19 protein-coding genes are annotated in these 14,552 nt (G+C 71.7%); 7 read left to right on the top strand and 12 right to left on the bottom strand.

All coding sequences use genetic code 11. From position 1 onward, the window contains the following. The 6 genes from ACESL7_RS00390 to ACESL7_RS00365 all read left to right on the top strand — a co-directional run. Window positions 1–1,437 (top strand): serine/threonine-protein kinase (locus ACESL7_RS00390; protein WP_487247748.1); only part of this gene is annotated, 1,437 nt, incomplete at its 5' end. A gap of 361 nt (window positions 1,438–1,798) precedes the next feature. Then, window positions 1,799–2,350 carry a lysozyme family protein gene (locus ACESL7_RS00385; RefSeq protein ID WP_372890290.1) on the top strand — a complete coding sequence of 184 codons (552 nt, stop codon included), beginning with the start codon at window positions 1,799–1,801 and terminating at the stop codon, window positions 2,348–2,350. 5 nt (window positions 2,351–2,355) lie between these two features. Then, window positions 2,356–4,443 (top strand): flagellar biosynthesis protein FlhA, encoded by a 2,088-nt coding sequence (gene flhA / locus ACESL7_RS00380; RefSeq protein WP_372890288.1) that lies wholly within the window; start codon window positions 2,356–2,358, stop codon window positions 4,441–4,443. Continuing rightward, window positions 4,440–5,210, top strand: coding sequence for a flagellar biosynthetic protein FliR (locus ACESL7_RS00375; protein ID WP_372890286.1), 771 nt, complete (start codon window positions 4,440–4,442; stop codon window positions 5,208–5,210). The genes flhA and ACESL7_RS00375 overlap by 4 nt, the downstream gene beginning before the upstream one ends. Next, a complete protein-coding gene (gene flhB / locus ACESL7_RS00370; RefSeq protein ID WP_372890284.1) occupies window positions 5,210–6,313 on the top strand; it encodes a flagellar type III secretion system protein FlhB in 1,104 nt (367 codons plus the stop codon). Before ACESL7_RS00375 ends, flhB begins: the two co-directional genes overlap by 1 nt. After that, window positions 6,310–6,717 (top strand): hypothetical protein, encoded by a 408-nt coding sequence (locus tag ACESL7_RS00365; protein ID WP_372890282.1) that lies wholly within the window; start codon window positions 6,310–6,312, stop codon window positions 6,715–6,717. The genes flhB and ACESL7_RS00365 overlap by 4 nt, the downstream gene beginning before the upstream one ends. 12 nt (window positions 6,718–6,729) lie before the next feature. Here the strand turns inward: ACESL7_RS00365 and ACESL7_RS00360 are convergent, their stop codons facing one another. Genes ACESL7_RS00360 through ACESL7_RS00320 form a run of 9 tightly spaced genes read right to left on the bottom strand, consistent with a single transcriptional unit; the run spans window position 6,730 to window position 11,246 of the window. After that, window positions 6,730–7,224 (bottom strand): flagellar basal body-associated FliL family protein, encoded by a 495-nt coding sequence (locus ACESL7_RS00360; protein ID WP_372890280.1) that lies wholly within the window; start codon window positions 7,222–7,224, stop codon window positions 6,730–6,732. An 11-nt stretch (window positions 7,225–7,235) separates the two neighbouring features. Further along, a complete protein-coding gene (gene flgH, locus ACESL7_RS00355) occupies window positions 7,236–7,952 on the bottom strand; it encodes a flagellar basal body L-ring protein FlgH (protein WP_372890278.1) in 717 nt (238 codons plus the stop codon). Between the two features lie 9 nt (window positions 7,953–7,961). After that, window positions 7,962–8,381 (bottom strand): flagellar basal body P-ring formation chaperone FlgA, encoded by a 420-nt coding sequence (gene flgA, locus ACESL7_RS00350; RefSeq protein WP_372890276.1) that lies wholly within the window; start codon window positions 8,379–8,381, stop codon window positions 7,962–7,964. Continuing rightward, window positions 8,378–9,163, bottom strand: a complete 786-nt coding sequence (gene flgG / locus ACESL7_RS00345; RefSeq protein WP_372890274.1) for a flagellar basal-body rod protein FlgG — start codon at window positions 9,161–9,163, stop codon at window positions 8,378–8,380. Before flgG ends, flgA begins: the two co-directional genes overlap by 4 nt. Before the next feature lie 9 nt (window positions 9,164–9,172). Beyond that, window positions 9,173–9,886, bottom strand: coding sequence for a flagellar hook-basal body complex protein (locus ACESL7_RS00340; protein WP_372890273.1), 714 nt, complete (start codon window positions 9,884–9,886; stop codon window positions 9,173–9,175). 1 nt (window position 9,887) lies between these two features. Beyond that, complete coding sequence (locus tag ACESL7_RS00335) at window positions 9,888–10,157, bottom strand: flagellar biosynthetic protein FliQ (RefSeq protein WP_372890271.1); 270 nt, start codon at window positions 10,155–10,157, stop codon at window positions 9,888–9,890. After that, entirely contained in the window at window positions 10,157–10,447 is a 291-nt protein-coding gene (gene fliE, locus ACESL7_RS00330) for a flagellar hook-basal body complex protein FliE (protein WP_372890294.1), read from the bottom strand. The genes ACESL7_RS00335 and fliE overlap by 1 nt, the downstream gene beginning before the upstream one ends. Before the next feature lie 15 nt (window positions 10,448–10,462). Continuing rightward, on the bottom strand, window positions 10,463–10,855 hold the full coding sequence (gene flgC, locus ACESL7_RS00325) for a flagellar basal body rod protein FlgC (RefSeq protein ID WP_372890269.1): 393 nt from the start codon (window positions 10,853–10,855) through the stop codon (window positions 10,463–10,465). A 10-nt stretch (window positions 10,856–10,865) separates the two neighbouring features. Next, complete coding sequence (locus ACESL7_RS00320; RefSeq protein WP_372890267.1) at window positions 10,866–11,246, bottom strand: FlgB family protein; 381 nt, start codon at window positions 11,244–11,246, stop codon at window positions 10,866–10,868. Between the two features lie 88 nt (window positions 11,247–11,334). Between ACESL7_RS00320 and ACESL7_RS00315 the strand changes: the two genes are divergently transcribed. Then, window positions 11,335–12,717 carry a FliI/YscN family ATPase gene (locus ACESL7_RS00315; protein WP_372890265.1) on the top strand — a complete coding sequence of 461 codons (1,383 nt, stop codon included), beginning with the start codon at window positions 11,335–11,337 and terminating at the stop codon, window positions 12,715–12,717. A 163-nt stretch (window positions 12,718–12,880) separates the two neighbouring features. Here ACESL7_RS00315 and ACESL7_RS00310 read toward each other — a convergent pair whose 3' ends face one another. The 3 genes from ACESL7_RS00310 to flaF are packed head-to-tail and all read right to left on the bottom strand — an operon-like array spanning window position 12,881 to window position 14,483. Next, on the bottom strand, window positions 12,881–13,696 hold the full coding sequence (locus ACESL7_RS00310; protein WP_372890263.1) for a DUF1217 domain-containing protein: 816 nt from the start codon (window positions 13,694–13,696) through the stop codon (window positions 12,881–12,883). Further along, window positions 13,693–14,097, bottom strand: coding sequence for a flagellar biosynthesis repressor FlbT (gene flbT / locus ACESL7_RS00305; protein ID WP_372890261.1), 405 nt, complete (start codon window positions 14,095–14,097; stop codon window positions 13,693–13,695). Before flbT ends, ACESL7_RS00310 begins: the two co-directional genes overlap by 4 nt. Further along, on the bottom strand, window positions 14,094–14,483 hold the full coding sequence (flaF, locus tag ACESL7_RS00300) for a flagellar biosynthesis regulator FlaF (protein ID WP_372890259.1): 390 nt from the start codon (window positions 14,481–14,483) through the stop codon (window positions 14,094–14,096). Before flaF ends, flbT begins: the two co-directional genes overlap by 4 nt. Window positions 14,484–14,552: the final 69 nt, after the last annotated feature.

The raw sequence follows: 14,552 nt of genomic DNA, 5'->3' as shown, positions 1-14,552 counted from the left end.
CATGCGAATCCCGAGCGTGCAGCCGACTTGGTGCGGCTGTTCGTGCACATGGGTTTCGGCGCGGAGGCGCGCGCAGTCCTGCCCCTCGCTCGGCCGGCCCTGTCTTCGGAAGAGGCTGGCGCCCTCACCTCGATGGCGAAGATCCTCGACCGGATCGGCGGCCGCCCCACCTCCGGGATCCCCGCCGGGGAGAGCGGGCCGCCGCCCCGCTTCACGGGACAGCGCGATTGCCGCGGGCCGGCGGCGCTCTGGGCGATCCTCGAACCCGAAAAGCCGTTGGAGAACGGAAAAACGATAGACGCCTCCGCCGTTCGCCGCGCGTTCCAGGCGCTGCCGGTGCATCTTCGGCGTCACGTCGCACCGGATCTCGCGGCGCGGCTTCGTGCGGCAGGCCGGCCCGAAACAGCCGCGGCAGTCCTCGATGCGGTGACCCGGGTAACGCCGGCACCGTTGCCGGCGCTCGACCTCGCCAACGCCGAAGCGGCCCTCGTCGCCGACCGTGGCCCGGAGGCGGAGCGTCGTCTCGCCCGGGTGGCTGCGGAGGAAAGCCCCGAAGCGCCGCGTGCCCTCGCGGCGTTGATCGAAGCCCGTTCGGAGGCCGGTCGCCCGATCGCGCAGGATCAGGCCGAGCTCGCAGCAAGCTACGCCCGCGAATACCGGGATCGACCGCTCGGCGCACGGCTGCGACGGGCCCGCGTTCTCGCGCTGATCGGCGCGGGCGACCTCGACGGTGCGCTCGCCGCGGTGGAGGCGACGGAAGCGGCCGACCTCGCGTATGACCGTCCGGCGACGCTCGGCCCGCTCTGGTCCGCGGTGGCCGACGGCCCCGATGACGGCGCCTTCCTGCGCCGCGTCTTCGGCATGGCGGATCGGCCCGGGGAGCTTCCGGCGCCCGCGGCCGAGGCGGTTTCGGAGCGCTTGCTGGACCTCGGCTTCGCGGAAACGGCGCTCGACTGGCTGGGCCCCGCCCGCAGTGACCGCGTGCAACTGCTGCGGGCGCGCGCCGCCTTGCAGCTCGGTCGTCCGCTGACGGCGGAGGCGGAGCTTGTCGCGGTGGAGGGTGCAGCGGCGGACCGTCTTCGCGCCCGCGCCCGGGTTGCGGGTGGCGATCACGGTGCGGCGGCGCAGCATTTCTCCTCGGCCGGTATGGAGGACGAAGCCGACCGCCATCGCCTTCTGGCCGGGGTGACGGTTGCCACGGAAGCGCCTTCGGCGCTGGATCCCGTGGCAGAGGGGATGGCGGTGGCCCCTCCCGGTGGCGGGCCTGACGGGACAGGGGCGCGAGACCACGATCCCGCGAAAGAGGCGTGGCCGCCGGATCCGGGCGCGGGCCGGACCGTCCTCGAGCGCCATCGCGCGCTCCTCGCCGACAGCGCCGAGACCCGGCAGGCGCTCGATTCGCTGCTTGCCCGCTTCGTGGGTCCGGACGCTGATTGAGCGTCGTTCGCGCGGAAAGCGATCTTTTCGCTGTGGCTGCTAACCGGTTCGAAACCGACGCGGGCGACCCTCGGGCAAGACACGAGTCGTCGTGATCAGGTGCAGAAGGCGCTGGAGGCGAAAGATGCTGGCCAAAAGGATGCAAATGCGGCGTTGCGGACGGCTCTGCGGCAAACAGCCCGACCCTTGGACGCTGCATGTCGGCGCCGCGACAGCCGGTCGGGCACCGGTGCGCCCCATCGCGGCGACAGCACGTCTCGTCGTGGTCTGCCTCGCCCTTGCCCTGACGGTTGCACCCGCCCTCGCCCGCGATGCCATGCTGTGCGACTCCGCGGCGCGCGTCGCGGCAGCGGAGACCGGTGTGCCCCTTCGCATCCTTCGCGCGATCGCGCGGGTCGAGACCGGACGCCCCCGCGACGGCCGCCTCGAACCCTGGCCCTGGACCGTGAACATGGAGGGCGATGGCCGCTGGTTCGACGACAGGGCGGCGCTGCTGTCCTACGTCCGCCGGCATGCCGACCGAGGTGCACGGAACTTCGACCTGGGATGTTTCCAGATCAATCACCGCTGGCACGCGCATGCCTTCCGGTCCCTCGCCGAGATGACCGACCCGCGCTCCGGCGCACTTTACGCCGCGCGCTTCCTGCGGGATCTCCATGCAGAAACCGGCGACTGGACGGCGGCGGCCGGCGCTTATCACTCGCGCACACCGAAGTTCGCCCGCCGCTACGAGGCGCGCTTTCGCTCCGTTCTCGCCAGTCTCGACCCCACGCCGGACGCAGCCCCGCGGCCACCCGGGCGAGAGGCGTCGCCGGGCTTTCCGCTGCTCGCCGGTGGGGCGCCGGGCAGTGCCGGGTCCCTCGTGCCGGTCGACAGCGGCCGCGCCCGTCCGCTTTTCGCATCGGAGGGGTGAGCGCGATGCCGACGGCGAACCTGCAGACCCTGTTCCGCCCGACCATCCTTCTTGCCGTGGCGCTGATGGCGGTGATCGCGATGATGATCCTGCCGATGCCGGCGTGGATCCTCGACATCGGGCTCGCCGCGTCCTTCGCGCTGGCTATCCTGATCTTCACGGTCACGCTCTTCATCGAACGGCCGCTCGACTTCTCCGCGTTCCCGACGGTGCTCCTTGCCTCGCTGATGTTGCGACTGTCGCTCAACGTCAGCTCGACCAAGCTGATCATAGGGCAGGGGCACACCGGCACGCATGCCGCGGGGGACGTGATCCGGGGTTTCGCCGATTTCGTGATGGGCGGCAGCGTCGCACTCGGCCTCGTGGTGTTCTGCGTGCTTCTGATCGTCAATTTCGCCGTGATCACCAAGGGCGCTGCGCGCATGGCCGAAGTGGGCGCGCGCTTCGCCCTCGACGGCATGCCGGGCAAGCAGCTCGCGATCGACAGCGACATGTCCGCCGGCGCCATCGACCACGCGGAGGCCCGCGAACGGCGTGCGCGCGAACAGCAGGAAACCACCTTCTTCGGGTCGCTCGACGGCGCCTCCAAATTCGTCAAGGGCGACGCCATCGCGGGCCTCCTGATCACGCTCCTCAATCTCGTGATGGGCCTCGCCATGGGGGTGCTCGCCCATGACATGGCCTTCGGGCGGGCGTTCGAAACCTACGCGATCCTGACCGTGGGGGACGGGCTGGTGAACCAGATCCCGGCGGTCATCATCTCGACCGCGGCCGGGCTGCTGCTGGCACGCGGGGGCACGACGGGCTCGGTGGATTTCGCGCTCTTCGCGCAGCTCGGCCGCTACCCCGCGGCGCTGACGACCGTGGCGCTGCTGATGACGCTCTTCGCGCTTGTCCCGGGTCTGCCCTTTCTGCCGTTCCTCGGGGGGGCGGTCGTGCTGGGCGGGGCGGCCCTCCTGCTGCAGCGCAAGACGGCCGCGGCCGGTGACGCGCCCGAGGCGTCGGAGGCCGGGCCGGACCCGGCCGCGCCACCCCCCCTCGGCGATGTGCTGGAGGTGGATGACGTGCATCTCGAATTCGCCCCGGATCTCGTCGGGATGGTGCTCGATCAGGGTACGGGGCTCGACGCGCGCATCGCCAACATGCGCCGGCATATCGCCGCCGCCTACGGTCTCATCATGCCGGAAATCCGTCTGACCGACGATCCCGCGCTGCCGGAGGGCACCTATGTGATCCGCGTTCTCGGGGTGGAGCAGGCCCGCGCCCGCCTGCTGCCCGACCATGTCCTCGCGCTCGCCGGCGACGCGCCGGGCGGGTTGCCCGCCGGCGACGATGTGCAGGAACCCGTCTACGGCGCGCCCGCGCGCTGGATCGCCTCGGAGGTGCAGGAGCACGCGGCGCTGGCGGGGGCGACGGTCGTGACGCCGGCCGAGGTGCTCGCCACCCATCTTCTCGAGACGATCAAGCGCAATTTCGGCCGCCTCCTGACCCTGCGTGCGCTGCGCCGCCTGCTCGACGAGATGGTCAATCTTTCCGATCCGGCGCGCGCGGCGGCCAACCGCCGCCTGCTCGACGAGCTCGTGCCGGACCGGGTGCCGCTCGACGTGCTGCACGGGGTCCTGCGCCTTCTGCTCGAGGAACAGGTCTCGATCCGCAATCTGCCGCTCATCCTGGAGGCGATCGCGGAGGCGCGGCTCACGCATGCCAGTCCCGAGGCGATCTGCGAACAGGTGCGCCAGCGGCTCGGCTTCCAGCTGGTCGCCGAGCTCCGGCGCGAGGACGGGAGCCTGCCGCTTCTCCAGCTCGATCCGGAGTGGGAAGAGACATTCGCCGGCTACCAGGTGGACGCCGGGCCGGGCGCACTGGACGTGGCGCTGCCGCCCGACCTCTTCAATCGCCTCGGCGACGGCGTCGCGGCGGAGATGCGCGCGGCGGGCGAGCGCGGCGTGCATCCCGCACTCGTCACCAGCGGCAGACGCCGGCGCTTCCTCCGGACGGTGCTGCGGGCCAAGGGTGTCAGCAACCCGGTTCTCTCGTTCGAGGAAATCGGGCTCGAGGCGCGGCCGGCGCTCGTGGGCACGGTCGCTGCATGAACGCGCTGGCCGAGCTCGCGGGCCTGGCGGAGGACGTGCTCTGGCAGGGCGCGGTGGTCTTCCTGCGGGTGGGCGCAATGGCGGCGGTCCTGCCCGGCTTCGGCAATCGCATGGTTCCGCTGCGTGTCCGCCTCGCGCTCGCGCTCGCCTTCACGGCCGTGGTGGCGCCGGCCGCCCCGCCGCTCGCCGCGGCGCAACCGGAGCTCGGCCGCCTGCTCCGCCTTCTCGCGACCGAGACGCTCGCGGGCCTCGCGCTCGGCCTCGGCCTGCGCCTGTTCGTCATGGCGTTGCAGACCGCGGGGGCCATCGCGGCCAACGCCACATCGCTGTCGCAACTCCTCGGGGGTGCGCAGACCGAACCGTTGCCGGCCATCGGGCAGGCGCTGACCGTGGGCGGGCTCGCGCTCGCCATGCTGGCCGGTCTGCACGTCCGGCTCGCGGAATTCATGCTTCTCTCCTACGAGATCCTGCCCGCGGGACGTTTTCCCGCGGCGGCCATGATGGCGGAGTGGGGCGTGGCGCGGGTCGCCCGGGCCTTCTGGCTCGCCTTCACGCTCGCCGCGCCCTTCGTGATCCTGTCGATGCTCTACAATCTCGCCCTCGGCGCGATCAACAAGGCGATGCCGCAGCTGATGGTGGCGTTCGTCGGCGCGCCCGTGATCACGCTGGGCGGGCTCGCGCTCTTCGCCGTGGCGGCGCCGGTGATGCTTTCGGTCTGGCTCGACGCCCTTCTCGCCTTCCTCGCGGATCCGATGCGGCGGCCCTGATGGAGGGGCAGAGCGAGGAGGAGACCGGCGCCGACAAGCCGCACGAGCCGACGGAGCGCAGGCTGCAGCAGGCGCGCGAAAAGGGGGAAGTGCCGCGCTCGACCGACATCGGCGCGGCGGCGGCCTACGGCGGGCTGCTCCTTGCCGCCGTGACGGGCGGTGCATGGTCGGCGAGCGCTGCGGGCACGGCGCTCGCCGGTCTGATCGGGCGGGCCGACCGCCTCGCACCGCTCTTCTTCGAAGGCAGCCCCTCGGCGCCGACCGGCGCCCTGCTCGCGGCCCTCGCGCCGCCCTTCGCGCTCTGGTTCGGCCTCCCGGCGCTCGCGGTGCTCGCCGCGGTGCTGGCACAGCGCAGCTTCACCGTCACGCCCGACAAGCTCCGGCCCAGGATATCGCGGGTGTCGCTCGTCGCGAATGCGAAGAACAAGTTCGGGCGCAACGGAGTTTTCGAGTTCGCCAAGAGTTTCGTGAAGCTCTTCGTGATCTCGGCCGTGCTCGCGGTGTTCCTGGCCGCGCGGCTCGACATCGTGCTGGCCAGCGCGATGACCGCACCGCGCCCGGCCGTTGCGACGATGGGGCGGCTCACGATCGAATTCCTCGCCCTTGTGGCGGGCGTCGCCGGAGCGATGGGCGCGCTGGATTTCTTTTGGCAGCAGGCCGAGCATCGCCGCAGGCATCGCATGTCGTACAAGGAACTGCGCGACGAGACGAAGGACTCGGAGGGTGACCCCTGGCTGAAGCAGGAGCGGCGGTCACGCGCAGAGGCGATCGCGACCAACCGGATGCTCGCCGACGTGCCCGGCGCGGACGTGGTGATCGTCAACCCGTTCCACTATGCCGTGGCGCTCGAATGGAGCCGCGCCGCCGGCACGGCGCCGGTCTGTGTCGCCAAGGGAACCGACGAGGCTGCCCGGCGGATACGCGAGATTGCGGAACGCAACGGCGTGGCGGTCTATCGTGATCCGCCGACGGCGCGCGCGCTCCATGCCGAGGTTGCGCTGGGCGTCCAGATCCCGCCGGATCACTACCGCGCGGTGGCCGCCGCGATCCGTTTCGCGGATGCGATGCGCCGCCGCGCGCGCCACGGATGGGGGTCGGCGTGACGAAGGATCTCGAAACCCTGCACGAGGTGCTCCTCGCGCGCTACCGCCGCGACGCGGCCGCGCTGGCCGCCGCACGTGCCGCGGAGGCGGCAGCGGCGCAGACGCTCGCCGGCATGGAGGCGCAGGCGCGCCGGGCGCTCGATGACGCGGGCCTCCCGCAGCACGTGATCGGCGCCGCCGCGCTCTGGCAGGAGGAGGCCCGCCGGCGCCGCGCCGCGCTGCAGGGCGAGCGTGCTCTGGCGCGTGCGCGGGTGGGCGAGGCCGAGGCACGTCTGCGCGCGAGCCTCGGGCGGGCGGAAGGCGTCGCCGCGCTCGCGCGGGAGGCGGAACGGGAGCGTCGCACCGGCGCCGCCCGGCGCGCCGAGGCAGAGACGCTCGCGCGCCTGATCCTCGGCACCGGCTGAGGCGCGATCGAGTCAGACGTCCTGCCGCGCCATCTCCACGATGAGGACGTCGCTGATCTGCTCGGGCATGATCTTCTGCGCGGCCTCGCCGAGCGACCGGCGCAGAAGGTCCATGTTCGCCGTTTCGGTGAAATCGGCGCCGAAGCCGCCCATGTTGGCGTGGTCGAAAAGCACCTGAAGCAGCGTGTCGCGGAGTTTCGGCTCCCGGGCGAAGATCGCGTCTCGCGTCCCGGGTGCGGCCTCGATCGAGAGCGAGAGCACAACCATCGCCGCGACCCTGTCGTTCTCGAGCACCGGGACGACGAACTGGTTCGGCAGCTTGACGTAGTCGCGCGCGTCCGTCGCATCGGGTGCGGGCGCAGCCTCCGGCGACGCCTCGGCCGGTTGGCACGCCGCGTCCCGTGCCTCCGCGGGCTCGGGGGTCTCCGCCGCCGGCAGCAGCAGCCCGGCCCCCATGCCGCCCCCCACGCCGGCCAGCGCGAGAAGGATCGGCAGCAGCTTTCCCATCGGCGCCTCCCTCAGAACGGCAGAACCGCATCCAGCACCTGCTGGCCGTAGCGCGGTTGCTGCATGTCGGTGATCTGGCCGCGCCCGCCGTAGGAAATGCGGGCGGAGGCGATCTTGTCATAGGTGATCTCGTTGCGCCGCGAGATGTCCTCGGGCCGGACGAGGCCGCGCACGCGCAGCTCGCGCAGCTCGAAGTTGACGCGCACCTGCTGACTGCCGCGGATTTCCAGCACCCCGTTCGGCAGGACATCGGTGACCGTCGCGGCGACACGCAGCGTCAGCTCCTCCTGCCGCCGCACCGATCCGTCGCCGCGTGCCTCGCTCGCGCTGTCGAGCTCGACCGCCTCGCCGAGCGATGCGCCTTCCGGCAGGTCGCGATCGGCGCGCTGCGGCAGCCCGAAGAGCTGCGGCACCCCGAGGCTTTGCGAGCCGCTGCGGCTGCGCGCGCTCTCGTTGGAGATCGCCGCCCGCTCGTCGATCTCGATGACGACGGTCAGGATATCGCCGCGTCGCATCGCCCGCCGGTCGCCGAGCAGCGAACGCTGTCCGGCCGACCAGAGCGAGGAGTCCCCGTCGGAGGCTGCGGCCGCGGCGGAGGGCAGACCGGGCGAGAGCATCGCCACCCGTTCGGAGCCGGCCGGGTCCGAGGTAAGCTCGGGCGGGCGGCCGATGGGGCCGGTGGCGCAGGCCGCGAGGAGCGGCAGCAGGGCGAGGGCGGCAGGGCGCATGGCGTCTCCTCAGGGACTGACGCGGATCGACCCGTCCGGCGCGACGGTGCCGGTGACGCTCATCCGCGAAGAAAGGTTCATCACGCGCAGCCGCTCGCCGGCCGAGGCGCGGGCGAGCGCGCGCGCCTCGGCGGTCAGCCTGAGGCCGCCGCGCGTGTAGACGAGGGTGACGATCTCGTTGCGCTCGACCAGCGCCGGCGTCGCGGTCTGCCCGCGCATGACCGGGCGGCCGGGGTAGAGCGCGACACGCGCTTCACGTCCCACGGCCGCGGCCGGATCGCTGAGGGCGCCGGGCACCTCGCCCTCGGCGAGTTGCACGTCTCCGGGTCCGATCACCTCCTCGGCGCGGATCAGGCGGGTGGCGATCAGCGTCTCGGCAGTGGCCGGCGCGGCGGCGCAGAGGAGGAGGACGAGCGCGATCCGCATCATCGCACCTGCGTCGTCGCGCCCAGCATCTGGTCGGCGGCCGAGATCACCTTCGCGTTGAGTTCATAGCCGCGCTGCGCCTCGATGAGTTCGGTGACCTCCTGCACGGCGTCCACCGAACTGTCCTCGAGGTAGCCCTGCCGCAGCGTGCCGAGCCCATCCTCCCCCGGCGCGGCAAGACGGGCCGGGCCGGAGGCCTCCGTTTCCGCGAAGAGATTCGATCCGAGCGCCTCGAGCCCCTTGGCGTTGGCGAAACCGGCGAGGGTCAGCTGGCCGAGCGGCTGCGCCGGGCCGCCTTCCTCGAAATAGGCGAAGAGCTCCCCGTCGGGGTTGAGCGAGAGCGCGCGCGCATCGTCCGGGATCACGATCTCGGGCGCGACGGCGTGGCCGTCGGCGGTCACGACGAGACCGTCCGGCCCGCGCTTCAGCGCGCCGTCGCGGGTGTAGGCGGGCTGTCCGTTCGGCAACGCCACCTCAAGATAGCCGCGGCCCTCGATGGCGACGTCGAGATCGCCGCCCGTTTCCGTGAGCGCCCCCTGCGCGAGCTGCACCGAGACGGAGGACGGACGTACCCCGAGGCCGAGCTGCACACCGGTCGGCAACACCGTGCCGTCGGCGGCATTGATGGTGCCGGCGCGCGTGTGCTGCTGATAATGCAGGTCGGCGAACTCCGCGCGGCGTGGGTCGAAACCCGTGGTGGACATGTTCGACAGGTTGTTCGAGATGACCTCGACCCGCGTCTGCTGGGCGCTCATGCCGGTCGCGGCGATCGTGAGGGCGCGCATGGGGCTCTCCTATTTCACGAAGGTTCCGATGGCGTTGCGGATGCGCTGATGCTCCGCGTCGAGAAAGCTCTGGCCCATCTCGTAGGCGCGCTGCACGGCCACCATGCGCGCCACTTCGCCGATGGGGTCGACGTTGGAGGCCTCGCGGTAGCCCTGCAGGATGCGCCCGGGTGCGCCGGGCTGCACGCCGCCGTCTGCGCGGAACAGGACGCCGTCCTCGCGCCGCATTCCGGTCGGGTCGGCCGGTTGCCACAATCCGATCTGCCCCAGGGGGCGATCCCCCGCGCTGATCGTTCCGTCGCTGGCGATCGCGATGCTCTCGGCGTCCGGCGGCGCGAAGATCGGGGCGCCGCCCGCGTCGAGCAGGCGGTGACCCTCCGGCGTCACGAGCTCGCCCGCGGCATTGGGTGTGAAGACGCCGGCGCGCGTCAACCGGTCGCCCCCCGGTGTCTCGACCAGGAAGTGGCCCTCCCCCTCGATCGCGAGGTCGAAGGGCGCGCCGGTCGCCTCGAGCTCCCCCTGCAGGGGGCTGACGGTGCGCGCGTTGGCCGCTCCCATCGAGATGTCCGGCGCTCCCTCCGTCCGGCGCATGTACTCCGAGAAGATCACCCCCTCGCCGCGGTAACCCGAGGTGTCCATGTTGGCGATGTTGTTCGCCACGACCTGCAGCTCGCGCATCAGGCCGGACTGGCGGGCAAGCGTGACGTATCCTGCATGGTCCATTTCAGCCCCCGGCGATCAGCGGCACGATCTCTTCCTGCAGGAAGGACACGAGCGTCTGCGTCATGAAACTCATCGACACCCAGAAGATGCCGACGATCGCCACAAGCTTGGGCACGAAGGTCAGCGTCATTTCCTGAATCGAGGTCAGCGCCTGGAAGAGGCCCACGGTCACACCGGCGACGAGCGCCGCGGCGAGCACGGGGAAGGAGATGACCACCGCGATCCAGAGCCCCTGCCGCAGCGCGTCGAAAAGGATGGTCTCGCTTTGCATCAGACCGGCATCCGGAGGATTTCCTGATAGGCCTCGACGACCTTGTCGCGGACGCTGACCGCGGTCTGCACGGCCATCTCGGACTGTGCGAGCGACATGACGAGGGCATGCGGATCCGCGTCGCCGGTCATCGCCTTCATCGCCGTCTCCTCGCCCTCGCGGAGGGTGGCGGCGAAGTCTCCCGCGGCGGCGCGGAGCGTGTCGCCCGGCGTCCCGGGCCTGGCGTCCGGCTCCGTGGCCGGACGCAGGGCGGCGTATTCCCGCGCGGCCAGCGCGGTGCGGACGTCCATCATCGGGATTCTCCTCTATCGGCGCAGAAGCTCGCGGAGGGACGAGGACATCTGCCTCGCCTGATCGAAGAGCTTCAGGTTGGCTTCGTAACTGCGCTGCGCTTCGCGCGAATCGGCGACCTCGATCACGAGGTCGACGTTGGAGCCCGCGTAGTGCCCGCTCGCGTCCGCGAGGGGATGCGCGGGGTCGTGGATACGGGGGAGGTCGGAGCGGTCGAGTTTCACCCGGCCGCTCCGTACCCCGCCCTCGGCGCCTTCTGCGCCGGCCGCCTGCTCGAAGGTCACGGTCTTGCGGCGGTACCCCGGTGTATCGGCGTTCGAGATGTTTTCGGCGACGAGGCGCAGGCGCATCGCCTGCGCGCGCATCCCGCTCACCGACATCTGCAGGGAGTCGGAAAAATCGGTCATGGCGTGATCCTCACCGGCGTCCGATGCTCTGACGCATGATCTCCATCGCGCTGCGATAGATGGAGAGCGCGCGGTCATGCGCGCGCTTCGCCTCGACGGCGGTCAGCATCTCGGCTTCGAGCGAGACGGCGTTGCCGTTCGGGTCGGTGACGACGTCGGCGCGCGGCTCCGGCTCGGGAAGCCGGGTCTGCGCACCGCCGAGATGGCCCGGCCGTGTTGCGCGCATGGCGCCTGCGGACTGCGCCGCCACCTCGTGAAAGGGGGAAAGGTCGGCAGGCCGGTACCCCGGCGTGTCGGCGTGCGCCATGTTGCGCGAGACGACGGCATGCCGTGTGCCGGCATGTGTCGCCATCATCTGCGCCGTGTGAAAGACATTCAGCGTGTCGAACATCGGGGCTTCTCCCTCGATCGCGTGCAATCAAGGCTTAACCCCGATTCGTTTAGAAACCGTTCCCGTGGACCGCTGGAAAGGGGACGGCATGGGCGAAAGACGGCTGGATGCACTCGGTGCCGCGGTGGGGCAGGTTGCGCCCGTGCGCGCCCTCGGGCGCCTCGCTGCGGCAGAGGGCGCGGTGCTGCGCGTCTCGGGTCTTGGCGGGACGGCGCGGATCGGCGACCGGCTCGAGCTGCGCCGCGGCGATGGCGGCCGCCTCGGCGGCGAGGTGCTGCGCCTCGATTCGGACCAGGTCGTGATGCTGCCGGACACCCATGCCGACGGCGTTTCGCTCGGCGATCCGGTCGCGCTCCTGCCGGCGCCGGGCATCGCGCCCTGCGAGGCATGGATCGGCCGCGTGATCGATCCGTTCGGCCGGCCGCTCGACGGTGCGCCGCTCCTGCCCGGGCCGACGCCGCGCGCGTTGCGTGCCGCCCCCCCGGCGGCGGGCGCCCGGCGTGGCTTCGGTCCCCGGCTGGACACCGGGATGGCGCTCTTCGACACGGCCTTGCCGGTCGTGCGCGGGCAGCGGCTGGGCCTCTTTGCGGGCTCCGGTGTCGGCAAGTCGACCCTTCTCGCGACCTTCGCGCGCAGCCTCGAAGCGGATGTCGTCGTGCTCGCGCTCATCGGCGAACGCGGGCGGGAGCTGCGCGATTTCGTCGAGCGCAGCCTCGGGCCGGAGGGCATGGCGCGCAGCGTGGTGGTGGCTGCCACGTCGGATCGCTCGCCGCTCCAGCGCCGGCGCTGCGCCTGGGCGGCGATGGCGGTCGCGGAGCATTTCCGCGACGCGGGCCGGCATGTGCTCCTGCTCGCCGATTCGGTGACCCGCTTCGCCGAGGCGCATCGGGAGGTGGCCGCGGCGTCCGGGGAGCTGCCCGCGCTGCGCGGCTATCCGCCCTCGCTCGGCCAGCAGGTCATGGCCCTGGCGGAGCGCGCGGGTCCCGGTAGCGGGGAGGCCGGCGACATCACCGCGCTTTTCACGGTGCTCGTCGCCGGCTCCGACATGGAGGAGCCCGTGGCGGACATGCTGCGCGGCGTCCTCGACGGTCATGTGGTGCTGGATCGCGCGATCGCCGAACAGGGGCGTTTCCCGGCGGTGGACCTGACGCGGTCGGTGTCGCGCAGCCTGCCGGGCGCCGCGACGGCCGATGAGACCGCGGCGATCCAGCGGCTCCGTGCGCTGGTCTCGGCCCACGAAGGTGCGGAAACAATGATTCGCGCCGGTCTCTACAGCGAGGGAAGCGATCCCGAGGTCGATCAGGCGGTGCGCGCATGGCAAGAGATCGAGGCCTTCCTCGCGGCAGAGGCGGAGGAGGGGGTGGAGGGCAGCTTCCGCAGGCTGAGGACGATCCTGCGCCGGGCGGCGGGGCCCGGCCGTCGTGCGGGGCAGAGCGGCGCCGAGGCGGCACCGCGCCGGCTGCCCGGGTGAACGCGGGGCGCGCCCGCGACGTCCGACGCCACCCGGAGGTTGCCCGCGGGACGCCCCCCCCCGCATCGACCCCCGCCGTGGTGGCAGATCGAGGCGGCGTTCAAGGCATGCCGCCCCTGGACGCGCGCACCGCATCGGTCGAAGGCGACCCGCGGAAACCGTCTCAGAAGAGGGATGGCCCGCGCGCCGCATTCTGCAAGAGGGTGAGCGCAACGCTTCCCGGGGCGGCGGTCGCCGGCGCGCGCGCGATCTGATCCTGAAAGAGGAACCGCTGGATCAGGGCATCGCGTGTTTCGGCGTCGGCGAGGGCGCTCACGTCCCGTGTTCCGATCATCCGGTCCGAGCGGGCCTGAAACGTCTCGATCTGCTTGTCGATATCCTGTGCGCCGAAACTCTCCGGCAGGCCGAGCGCCGTTTCGACCACGCGGCGCAGGGGCGGCGTGCCCATGATGCGGAACCACTTGGTGCGCTCTGTACCCGGCGCGGCGGCCAGCGCGGCAAGCTCGCGGTCGGCGTTCAAGGCAAGGCGGAGCGATTCGTCCTGCTCGCCGACCGCCGCCTCGAAGCTCTGCCGCTCGAAGCGCGCCGCGACCTCCTGTCCGAACCCGGGGCGTTGCGTCGCCGGCCCCTGCGGCGCATCGAACGCGAAGGCGCGCGCGAAATCGGCATAGCGCTTGTCGGCAAGCCGGTTGGCCAAGGCGTCGGGACGCGCCGTACCGTCCTCGAGGATCTTGCGAACGAAGAACCGGTTGTCGATGTCCTGTTGCAGCCCGAAGGCGCCGAGCGCCACGGTGAGCAGGCGGCGGTCGGCGACGAGCGCCTCGGCCGTGTCGATCTCGCCGATGCGCGCGCGGAAGTGGTCGGCGTCGCGGGCCAGTGCGGGGGCCTCGGCGAAGGCGGCCTGCTGCGTGTCCAGGGTGCGCTCCAGGAAGCGCCAGCCGGCAAGCCCGGAGAGCGGAAGGGCAGGCTGGAAGCTCATGCGCGCTGCGCGGCGAGCAGCCGGTCCTCGCGCGGGATGAGGGCGCGGAGCGCCTTCAGGCATTGATAGAAGCGCCTGTCGAGAAGCTCCCGGCTCGCGATGTCGAGGTGGCGCCGACTGTCGTGATCGGTGAGCGCGCGGCTGAGCTCCTCGATCCGGCGGAGGAGCTGCTGGCGCGCCGCCTCGGGTTCGGCGTCGCCCGTCAGCACGAGCTGGACAGCGTAGCAGACGCGGCGGACCGGTGTCGTCGCCTCCTCCGGATGGATGGCGTCGCGCAGCCGCAGGATGTTGGCGTCCGGTGTAACGATCGACAGGCGCGCGCGGCGGTCCCCATTCTCGATCACCGCGCCGTTGATCAGGACGCGTTCGCGCGGGGCGAGTTTCAGGACGAGGCCGCTCATGTCGGGCCGCGCTCGCGCCGCAGTCCGCGCATGATGGCCGTGTTGACCTCGATCAACGGTTCGGGCGACGCGCGGTCGCCGAGGACACGAGAGGAATAGGTCTGAACGAATGCCCCCAGCGAAAGAAGCCGCGCGCGAAGCGCGACGGGCAGGGCGTTGTCGTCGCCGGCAAGATCGGCCACCAGGGTCGACCAGAGGCGCCGGTTGTCGTGTATCGCCTGCGCGAGCCGCCGGGTGTGCTCCAGCTTCGAGAGATCGCTCTGGCGTGACAGGGCGCCGAGGTTTCGCGTGACGCGCGCGAAGGCGTCGTATTCCGTGTCGCGGCCCGTTCGGGTCGGCGATCCGGGCGCGGCGTAGATGGCGTGTCGCGTGTCGTGGGCGGGCATGGGATCCCCCGGGGTTGCGGGATAGGCCGGTGTGGCCTCTCACCGGGCGGAGCAGGGTGCGCTCCGCCC

This window comes from Rhodosalinus sp. (genome assembly GCF_041685465.1).
Taxonomy (GTDB): domain Bacteria; phylum Pseudomonadota; class Alphaproteobacteria; order Rhodobacterales; family Rhodobacteraceae; genus Rhodosalinus.
The sequence above is the reverse complement of the archived record's forward strand: the minus strand, read 5'-3'. Positions and strand labels throughout refer to the sequence as shown.

Bases quoted from the DNA above. Each gene is read 5' to 3' on its own strand.
- fliE (WP_372890294.1), bottom strand. From the start codon at position 10,447: ATGGACGTCCGCACCGCGCTGGCCGCGCGGGAATACGCCGCCCTGCGT.
- ACESL7_RS00315 (WP_372890265.1), top strand. From the start codon at position 11,335: ATGGGCGAAAGACGGCTGGATGCACTCGGTGCCGCGGTGGGGCAGGTT.
- ACESL7_RS00375 (WP_372890286.1), top strand. From the start codon at position 4,440: ATGAACGCGCTGGCCGAGCTCGCGGGCCTGGCGGAGGACGTGCTCTGG.
- flgA (WP_372890276.1), bottom strand. From the start codon at position 8,381: ATGATGCGGATCGCGCTCGTCCTCCTCCTCTGCGCCGCCGCGCCGGCC.
- ACESL7_RS00320 (WP_372890267.1), bottom strand. From the start codon at position 11,246: ATGTTCGACACGCTGAATGTCTTTCACACGGCGCAGATGATGGCGACA.
- ACESL7_RS00310 (WP_372890263.1), bottom strand. From the start codon at position 13,696: ATGAGCTTCCAGCCTGCCCTTCCGCTCTCCGGGCTTGCCGGCTGGCGC.
- ACESL7_RS00340 (WP_372890273.1), bottom strand. From the start codon at position 9,886: ATGGACCATGCAGGATACGTCACGCTTGCCCGCCAGTCCGGCCTGATG.
- flgH (WP_372890278.1), bottom strand. From the start codon at position 7,952: ATGCGCCCTGCCGCCCTCGCCCTGCTGCCGCTCCTCGCGGCCTGCGCC.
- flgG (WP_372890274.1), bottom strand. From the start codon at position 9,163: ATGCGCGCCCTCACGATCGCCGCGACCGGCATGAGCGCCCAGCAGACG.
- flgC (WP_372890269.1), bottom strand. From the start codon at position 10,855: ATGACCGATTTTTCCGACTCCCTGCAGATGTCGGTGAGCGGGATGCGC.
- flhA (WP_372890288.1), top strand. From the start codon at position 2,356: ATGCCGACGGCGAACCTGCAGACCCTGTTCCGCCCGACCATCCTTCTT.
- flbT (WP_372890261.1), bottom strand. From the start codon at position 14,097: ATGAGCGGCCTCGTCCTGAAACTCGCCCCGCGCGAACGCGTCCTGATC.
- flhB (WP_372890284.1), top strand. From the start codon at position 5,210: ATGGAGGGGCAGAGCGAGGAGGAGACCGGCGCCGACAAGCCGCACGAG.
- flaF (WP_372890259.1), bottom strand. From the start codon at position 14,483: ATGCCCGCCCACGACACGCGACACGCCATCTACGCCGCGCCCGGATCG.
- ACESL7_RS00335 (WP_372890271.1), bottom strand. From the start codon at position 10,157: ATGCAAAGCGAGACCATCCTTTTCGACGCGCTGCGGCAGGGGCTCTGG.
- ACESL7_RS00360 (WP_372890280.1), bottom strand. From the start codon at position 7,224: ATGGGAAAGCTGCTGCCGATCCTTCTCGCGCTGGCCGGCGTGGGGGGC.